The sequence below is a fragment of the Longimicrobium sp. genome (genome assembly GCF_036554565.1).
GTDB lineage: Bacteria > Gemmatimonadota > Gemmatimonadetes > Longimicrobiales > Longimicrobiaceae > Longimicrobium.
In genome coordinates this window covers 1-8130 of sequence record NZ_DATBNB010000521.1, presented here as the reverse complement: position 1 = coordinate 8130, position 8130 = coordinate 1, and the positions used below count along the sequence as shown (strand labels likewise).

8 protein-coding genes and 1 tRNA gene are annotated in these 8130 nt (G+C 69.5%); 8 read left to right on the top strand and 1 reads right to left on the bottom strand.

Annotated features, from left to right (window positions below; translation table 11 throughout):
* The first annotated feature begins 356 nt into the window (after positions 1 to 356).
* The 7 genes from VIB55_RS14335 (at position 357) to VIB55_RS14305 (ending at position 7045) form a co-directional block, all read left to right on the top strand.
* A complete protein-coding gene (locus VIB55_RS14335) occupies positions 357 to 971 on the top strand; it encodes a fumarylacetoacetate hydrolase family protein (protein WP_331877336.1) in 615 nt (204 codons plus the stop codon).
* Positions 968 to 1447 carry a signal peptidase II gene (lspA, locus tag VIB55_RS14330; protein WP_331877335.1) on the top strand — a complete coding sequence of 160 codons (480 nt, stop codon included), beginning with the start codon at positions 968 to 970 and terminating at the stop codon, positions 1445 to 1447. Before VIB55_RS14335 ends, lspA begins: the two co-directional genes overlap by 4 nt.
* Before the next feature lie 17 nt (positions 1448 to 1464).
* On the top strand, positions 1465 to 2640 hold the full coding sequence (locus VIB55_RS14325) for an aminotransferase class I/II-fold pyridoxal phosphate-dependent enzyme (RefSeq protein ID WP_331877334.1): 1176 nt from the start codon (positions 1465 to 1467) through the stop codon (positions 2638 to 2640).
* 829 nt (positions 2641 to 3469) lie between these two features.
* Complete coding sequence (locus VIB55_RS14320; RefSeq protein WP_331877333.1) at positions 3470 to 4459, top strand: hypothetical protein; 990 nt, start codon at positions 3470 to 3472, stop codon at positions 4457 to 4459.
* A 99-nt stretch (positions 4460 to 4558) separates the two neighbouring features.
* Positions 4559 to 5581, top strand: coding sequence for a BON domain-containing protein (locus tag VIB55_RS14315; RefSeq protein WP_331877332.1), 1023 nt, complete (start codon positions 4559 to 4561; stop codon positions 5579 to 5581).
* Positions 5582 to 6218: 637 nt separating this feature from the next.
* Entirely contained in the window at positions 6219 to 6839 is a 621-nt protein-coding gene (gene upp / locus VIB55_RS14310) for a uracil phosphoribosyltransferase (RefSeq protein ID WP_349263030.1), read from the top strand.
* Positions 6840 to 6972: 133 nt separating this feature from the next.
* A tRNA-Ile gene (locus VIB55_RS14305) sits at positions 6973 to 7045 on the top strand.
* Positions 7046 to 7427: 382 nt separating this feature from the next.
* Here VIB55_RS14305 and VIB55_RS14300 read toward each other — a convergent pair.
* Positions 7428 to 7817, bottom strand: a complete 390-nt coding sequence (locus VIB55_RS14300) for a hypothetical protein (protein ID WP_331877330.1) — start codon at positions 7815 to 7817, stop codon at positions 7428 to 7430.
* A gap of 89 nt (positions 7818 to 7906) precedes the next feature.
* On the opposite strand from VIB55_RS14300, the gene VIB55_RS14295 reads away from it, so the two are divergent.
* The coding region (locus VIB55_RS14295; RefSeq protein ID WP_331877329.1) for a hypothetical protein at positions 7907 to 8130 on the top strand (224 nt) is incomplete at its 3' end.

Here is an 8130-nt window from a genome sequence, read left to right as displayed (position 1 = left end):
CAGGGCTTTGTGGCGTTTCGATCAGGGCCGGTGCATGCCTCGGCCGCCCCCCATCCCCAGCCCTTCCCCCGCAAACTGCGCGGGGGATGGGAGCGAGTGTGGTGGGCGTCCAGGTCTTTGGTGCGAGTCCATCCCGATCCGGCGGGATAGGCCCACGGAAAACGCCGGCGGCACAGCCCACGTAGTTCCGAGCGCCGGGGCGCGCACGACAGCCGTGGATGCACCCAGCGCAAGCCAGTCCGCGCAGGCGGACTTCGTGTGTTTGTTGCAGAGAATTCATTCGCCCGTGCAAGCCGAGGCTTCGGGTTTCCGTGTAGTCGCCTCGGCTGGATCCATCCTCGTTCCCAAGTGTTGCCGTGACCCGTCCGTCCAAGATCGTCTGCGTCGGCCGCAACTACATGGAACATGCGCGCGAGCTGGGCAACGACGTGCCCGAGCGGCCGCTGCTGTTCTTCAAGCCGCCCTCGGCCATCATCGCCGACGGCGAGGCCATCGTGCTCCCCGCCGCGTCGAAGCAGGTGGAGCACGAGGGCGAGATCGGCGTCGTGATCGGGCGGCGGGCGAAGGACGTGGCCGCGGCGGACGCGTGGAGCTACGTGGAGGGCATCGTGCCGCTGAACGACGTGACCGCGCGCGACCTGCAGAAGCCGGACGGCCAGTGGGCGCGGGCCAAGGGGTTCGACACCTTCTGCCCCACGGGGACGATGGTGCCCCTGGACCGCGTGGACCGCGACGGGCTGGAGGTGATCTGCCGCGTGAACGGCGAGGTGCGCCAGCACGGCCGCGTGGGGGACATGGCCTTCAGCATCCCCACCCTCATCGAGTACGTTTCCGGGGTCATGACACTGGAGCCCGGCGACCTGATCGCCACCGGCACCCCGGCCGGCGTGTCGCCCCTGAACCCGGGCGACGTGGTCGAGGTGGAAATCCCCGGCGTCGGCATTCTCCGCAACCCCGTGCAGGCCCCATGATCAAGCTTTCCCGCAGCCGCTGGCTGGCCCTCGTCATCGCCGCCATCATCGCCATCGACTGGATCACCAAGGCCATCGTGCAGCAGCGGCTTCCGTTGTACGACCGGCGGCCCCTGATCGAGGGCCTGCTGAGCTTCATGCACACGATGAACCCCGGCATCTCCTGGGGATTTTTCAAGAACCTGCCCGAGGCCGTCCGCCTTCCCCTGATCGCGCTGCTGACGCTGGTGGGCATCGGCGTGGCCGTGTGGATGATGTGGGACACGCGCGACCGCTGGCAGCAGATCGCCGGCGCGCTGGGCAACCTGGGCGACCGGCTGGTGAACGGGGGAGTGACGGACTTCATCTACGTCCACTTCTTTCCGTACATCTTCAATTTCGCCGACATCTCCATCACCATCGGCGGGGTGATCCTGGCCGCCCGGATGCTGCTGGACCGCCCGGCCGCCGACGCATCGACACCCACTCACGCCTGACCGCACCGGAAACCCGAATGCCCGAACTCGCGGCTCGCTTCAGGAGCCTTCCGCCGTACCCGCTCTCCGACGTTCCCGCCATCAAGCGCGACCTCAAGTCCCGCGGCGTGGACGTGATCGACCTGGGCACCGGCGACGCCGACCTGCCGCCGCCCCCCGCCGCCGTCGAGGCGCTGCGCGGCGCCGCGCAGGACCCGTCCAACTCGCGCTACCCGTTTCAGCTGGGGCTGGTGGAGTTCCGGGAAGAGATCGCGCGGTGGATGGGTTCGCGCTTCGGGGTGGAGGTCGATCCCATGAAGCAGGTGCTGCCGCTGATCGGCTCCAAGGAGGGGATCTTCCACCTGCCGTTCGCCTTCCTGGAGCCGGGCGACATGACGGTGATCCCCGACCCGGGGTACCAGGCGTACCTGGGCGGCACCGTGCTGGCGGGCGGCACGCCGCACATCGTGCCGCTGCGGCCGGAGAACGACTTCCTGATTCCGCTCGACGAAATTCCCCAGGACGTCGCGCGGCGGACGAAGATCCTGTACCTGAACTATCCCAACAACCCCACGGCGGCGTCGGCCTCACGCGAGTACCTGGCGGACGCGGTGGAATGGTGCCGCCGCCACGACGCCATCCTGGCGTACGACAACGCGTATTCCGAGATCGCTTTCGACGGGTATCGCCCCCCGAGCATCTTCGAGATCCCGGGGGCGATGGACGTGGCCATCGAGTTCCACTCCCTGTCCAAGACGTACAACATGACGGGGTGGCGCGCCGGCTGGGCGGTGGGCAACCCGGACCTGGTGGCGGCGCTGACGCGGGTGAAGACCTTTGCCGACACGGGCGTGCCGTTCACCATCCAGCACGCGGGCGTCGCCGCGCTGCGCTCGCACGCCGACTGGGTGCCCGGGAACGTGGAAACCTTCCAGCGGCGCCGCGACGCCGCGGTGGAGGCGCTGCGCGACGCCGGGTTCGACGTGCCGCTTCCGCAGGCCACCATGTACGTGTGGGTGCCGCTGCCGGAAGGCGTCAGCAGCGAGGCGTGGTCGCGCCGCCTGCTGCTGGAGCAGGGCGTGGCGCTGCTGCCGGGCAAGTCGCTGGGGGAAGGCGGCGAGGGGTTCGTCCGCATCGCGCTCACCTGCACGGAAGACCGGCTGCGGCAGGGGGCCGCGCGAATGGCGGGGCTGGTGGCCACGGCAGGGGTGTAGGATCGTCCACGGTACCCTGTCATCCTGAGGCCCAGGCGCACTGAACCTTCACGTACGCCGTCCTACGCGGGCCGAAGGATCTTGCCGCGGACGCGTACTCGGTAGAGCGCGGCAGCGGTCACTGAGCCTTAGGACTCGGAAAGGGCGCGGTTGGCGGGGTTCGGCGCATGCCCCGGGCGCCCCCCATCCCCAGCCCTTCCCCCGCAAACTGCGCGGGGGAAGGGAGCCAACCCGGTGCGCTTCCGTCGGGGCGGCGCGACGACGGCCTGTCATCCTGAGGCCCAGGCGCACCAAACTGACCCGCAGCAGAGGGGTTGCGGGCCGAAGGATCTTGCCTGCGCCACTTCTCAGGTTGGGCGCGGCAGCGGCACGGATCTCCGGGCCTCGGTCTTTTCGCGGCTGGCGGATCGGTGGCGCGTTTCGATGGCCGCGGCGCATGCCTCGGGTGGGCCCCTCCCCCGGCCCCTCCCCGCATGCTGCGCATGCGGAGAGGGGAGATTTAGATTGCGCTTCGGCAGGTTCGGCGCGCGTGCAGGTGAAGCCCCGGACGGGACGCGATGGCGGCCCTCGCCGGGGCTTTCCGCTTTCGTAGCGGCGCGTTCACCCGCTCAGGCAGGCGCCGGCGCATCCGAAACTCTGGCTCGCTTCGACGGCGGCGTGGCGGATCCCTCGGTCGCTGCAAGCGAGGGTGTGCGTGCAGGTTTTCCGTGGCCGCTCCGTCGGGATGACAGATCGCGCTTCGGCGGGTCGAGGGACTGGCCGCGGGTTCACCGGCTTCACGTGGCGGTGGCTCGGAACAGGTGTAGACCGGGGGAGTAGAATCACGGTAATGACTCCTCCCGCCGTTTCCGCCCCGCCGCGTCCCGCGGCACACCCGGCCGGTGCTCCCGCGCCGGGGCCGGCGGTTCGCGTGCGTGCCCCGTTCACCCGGCGGCGCCCGGAACGTTCGCCGCTGTTCACCGGGCGCACCCTCGGCATCTCCGTCGTCCTTCACGCGCTGCTCGCGGTCGCTGTTCTGCTGCTCCCCGAGCGCGAGGACCGGACGCCCGCGTTCACCACCGGCGAAGAGGAGCGCACGCTGGAACTGGTGGAGTACCTGGACGTGGGCGAGTGGGGTTCCATGGCGACGCCCGGCGAGCTGCCCCCCGCCTCGGCCGGCGCCGCGGTCAGCGCGGACGCGGTGATCGGGGCCGGCGCGGCGGACTCGGCACTGGCACGCCTGCCGAACCCGGTGGCGTTCCCGAACGGCGTGCCGTCCGGCATTCCGCGGGCACTCCCTGGTGCGCCCGGGGCGGGCGGCGGGACGGTTGGCGGGTCCGCGCCCGGCGCGGCGGCGGGACAGGCGGGCGGCGCGGGGCAAGGCACGGGAGCGGGACGTCGCGGGCTTTCGCCCGAGTACGGCGATCCGCGCCTGGCCGTGACGCCGCAGGCCATCCCCGAACGCAAGCTGAACGAAGAAGAGCGCTACCGGCGTCATCTCGAGAGCCGCATCAACGGGCTGAACGACAGCATCGCGGACGAGGCGGCGTACCAGCGGAGCCTGCTGGACTGGACGTTCCGCGATGCCAAGGGCCGCCGCTGGGGATTGGACAACGGCCGCGCGGTGATCGGCGGGCGGAGCGTGCCGCTTCCCCGGGGACCCCCGCCGCCGCGCGACCGCGAAGAGGAGCAGCGCACGGAGCGCGACCAGCGCCGCGAGATGGACCGCCAGGAGGAGGACGTGTCGCGCGAACGCCACCTGCGCGAGCGCGGACGCGCCATCCGCGAACGCGAGAACGAGCGACGCCGCCAGCAGCGCGAGGGGCAGACCACGCCCTGACTGGGCCGGCGCCACGCCACACGCACGAAGCCGCATGGGAACGCGAATTGCTTTCCCCTGCGGCTTCAATCGTTCGTCCCGACAACGCGTTGAGAGCCCATGGCCCAGAACGACAAGAAGCGCCAGGACCGCCAGTACGAGGTCGAACTGGAAGCGGCCCCGAACGACAAAAAGCGTCAGGACCGCAAGTACGAGGTCGAGACGGAAGCGGCCCCGCGCGCCAGAAAGCCCCAGAACCGCCAGTACGTGGTCGACCTGGAAGAGCCCAGCAACGCCGGGCGCAACCTGCTCTATGCGCTGGGCGCACTGGGCGGGCTCGCCCTGGCGGCATTCCTCACCGGGCGCACGGCCGGACGGCCGGCGCCGCGCCGCACGGGGAGTGAGGAAGGCGTGGAGGGAACGACGTCGTACCCGGCCCGGCTGCGCCGCGACCAGGCCGACCAGGACTCGCTGGCCGTGCTGGAAGACACGGTGCTGGATGCCTTCCTGGACGACGACGTGCTGTCGGCGCGGGGGATCGACGTGGGCGCGGTGAGCCATGGCATCGTGGAGCTTTCGGGCTCGGTGTGGACGCGCGACGAGGCGCGCCACGCGGTGGCCGTGGCCCAGGCCGTGCCCGGGGTGGGCACGGTGATCAACCGGATGGAGATCGAGGACGAGCGCGAGCGCCTGCATCCGCGGGCGGACTACGGGGATGACTTCGACGAGGATGACGAGATGAGCACAGAGTGGACCGGGAACCGCTCGGGGATGGGCAGCCGCCGCCAGGGGCGCGAAACGGACCCCGCCCGCAGCGACGATTCGCACTCGCACCGCGAGTTCGCGATCGAAAAGGCCGACCGCGACCAGATGGACGACGAGGGGTACGGCGGGTGGCCGCGCGTGAGTGAGCGTCCCGAGGTGCAGGAAGCCAACCGCACCAACTTCTCCGAAGACGAGCTCGACAACCAGAGCCCGTTCGGCCAGCACGCGGTGCCGGTGGTGGAGCAGCCGCAGGCGATGAACAGCCAGGCGCGCGTGGGCGAGGGGATGAAGCCCGGCACCGAGCTTCGCCTGGAGCAGTCCGACGTGCCCCTGAAGCCGCACCAGCGCCAGCCCGGCGACGAGGACCGCGGCGTCTGATCGGCGGATCTGCACGATGAACACGGCCCCGGAGCGATCTCGCTCCGGGGCCGTTTTCATGCCCACGCACGGAGGCACCGAGGCACACCCGATGTCATCCTGATGGAGCGGCCAAGCCCAACCGGCCTCCACTCCAAACCCGGCAGCGACTGAAGGATCCGCCACACACCACGGGCGCGCCACCTGGACGCCGAGTGCACCGAGGCGGGCAGTCCGCGAAGGCGGACATCGTGTGGTCGTTGCAGCGAATTCATTCGCCCGTCCAGGCCGGGCCACGCGCCCCCGGTTCTCCCCTCACTCCCCGACTGGGCTGGCCGAAGCCCGGGCTTCCGTGCCGCTGCCGCGCCCAGGCTGGTTCGTGGTTCAGGCTAGATCCTTCGGCCCGTCCGAGTCTGGTATTCGGGCAGGTGCGGTGCGCCTGGGCCTCTGGATGACATGGTTTTGTGGGTGTTCGGGTACGGTGCGCTTGGCCCTCGGCCCGGCGGGAATTAGGGTATGTGCAGATGCGGCGCGCTCCCGCCTCAAACCGAAAGCGGCGCCTATTGGCGGCAGGTTGCGGGCCGGGCGAGGGTGCGCGTAGCTTGGCGCGCACCTGGCCCACCCCTCGGAGGCACGACCCGTGACCACGTTTCCCAACCTGACCGTCGTTCAGCACCTGCTGATCCGCCACAAGCTGGCGGTGCTGCGCGACGAAGCGACGCCGACCAAGCAGTTCAAGGAGCTGGTGGACGAGATCGCCATGCTCATCACCTACGAAGTCACGCGCGACCTTCCGCTGGAGCCGGTGGAGATCGACACTCCCCTGGAGCGCACCACCGAGATGATGCTGGCGGGGAAGAAGCTCACGTTGGTGCCCATCCTGCGCGCCGGCCTGGGGATGGTGGACGGCGTCGCGCGCCTGATTCCGGCGGCGCGCGTGGGCCACATCGGCCTGTTCCGCGACCACGAGACGCTGAAGCCCGTGGACTACTACTTCAAGATCCCGTCGGACCCCGGGGCCCGCGACTTCATCGTCCTGGACCCCATGCTGGCCACGGGCGGCTCGGCCTCGGCCGCCGTGTCTTCGCTCAAGCGCAGCGGCGCCGCGCGGGTGAACTTCGTGTGCCTGGTGGCGGCGCCGGAAGGGGTGCAGCGCATGCTGGACGACCACCCGGACGTGCGCGTGTGGACCGCCGCGTTGGACCGCCAGCTGAACGACGTGGGCTACATCCTCCCCGGCCTGGGCGACGCGGGCGACCGGCTGTTCGGGACGAAGTAAGTGCATGCAGTTGAGCGTGGGGCCGGTTCGGACTATATTCGTCGGCGTTCGGGCCCATAGCTCAGCGGCTAGAGCAGAGGACTCATAATGCTTTAGTCCGGTCGTCCCCGGGCCGCAGAGAAATTCGGAAGTCGGGCCGGTAGCTCAGTGGTTAGAGCAGTGGACTCATAATCCATCGGTCGTGGGTTCGATCCCCACCCGGCCCATATACTACCTACGTTTAAGGGGCCGCCAGCGGAACGCATCCGCCGGTGGCCCCTCGCTTTTCGACCCTGCAATTCCGCGCGTTTCACCTCGCTGTCCCGCGCCGTTCCGCACCCCCCGCACGGGACAAACACGGGACAGAGGCACGGGACAGTCCCGCGCTGGGGGCCAACAGAGAGGGCCGGAACCCGTGGAGCGGTTCCGGCCCTCTGCGCTGCCGACGTGCGACTCAGGTTCCGAACAGACGCGCACGGGTTGCGGCCAATCAGCCCCTCTTGCTCGGCGCGGCGCATGGCCGGGTTCAGGGCCGCGTGGAGCTGGCGAACCTGCCGGGCAGAGAGCTGGCGAACCTGCCGCATGTAGGTGTAGAGCTTCCGCACGTCGTCAGCGGTTACTTTGCTGAATCGCGAGGCAGCCCAGGTTCGGGCACCCCTGCGCGGCCCGCCCCTTGGCTCCGGTGCGGCTGCCCTTCTTGCGCTGGTCAAGGTGAATCCAGCGGCGCACCAGGGCGCGGTATCCGTGCACCGTGCGCTTGCGGGTGCCATCGGCCGACAGGCCGTCCAAGTAGCGGTCCACGTACGCCCCAAGCGACTCCTTGGAGGGCTCCACGAAGGCGTGGCGGTTGCGCTCCGTCTCCTTGGCGGCGGCGTAGGCCTTGGCGGCTTCGTGCGGGTCGCACGTCTCTGTGTGCCTGATCTTCCGGCCGGTGGCGTCCCGCCCCAGGAAGACCCGAACCTGCCACGTGCCCGCCTTCGTCTTGCTGATTTCAGCCATCGTCGTGTGCTCCTTGCCAGAATGCCGCCGTCGCTTTAGTCTGTATAAAATAGCTCTCGTCACCCGTATGGCCAAGAGGTTTTTACGACATGATTATCAAAGAGGCGACGGACCTGCTCAGCCTGGACCTGAAAGCCATTGCACAGGCGATAGGCCGCAGCTACCCGACAGTTGCCGCCTACCGGGCGGGGGATCGTGAGGCTACGCCTGACGTGCTCCGCACACTGGCGGGGTTCATGGAGGACCACGCCAAAGCGATTCGCCAGATGTCGGTCAGGGTGGCGGCGGAAGCGGATCGGCTGGACGACAAGCG

What these genes read in the sequence shown, in the direction of transcription:
- lspA (WP_331877335.1), top strand. Translation starts at nt 968, where the DNA reads ATGATCAAGCTTTCCCGCAGCCGCTGGCTGGCCCTCGTCATCGCCGCC.
- VIB55_RS14325 (WP_331877334.1), top strand. Translation starts at nt 1,465, where the DNA reads ATGCCCGAACTCGCGGCTCGCTTCAGGAGCCTTCCGCCGTACCCGCTC.
- VIB55_RS14320 (WP_331877333.1), top strand. Translation starts at nt 3,470, where the DNA reads ATGACTCCTCCCGCCGTTTCCGCCCCGCCGCGTCCCGCGGCACACCCG.
- VIB55_RS14315 (WP_331877332.1), top strand. Translation starts at nt 4,559, where the DNA reads ATGGCCCAGAACGACAAGAAGCGCCAGGACCGCCAGTACGAGGTCGAA.
- VIB55_RS14300 (WP_331877330.1), bottom strand. Translation starts at nt 7,817, where the DNA reads ATGGCTGAAATCAGCAAGACGAAGGCGGGCACGTGGCAGGTTCGGGTC.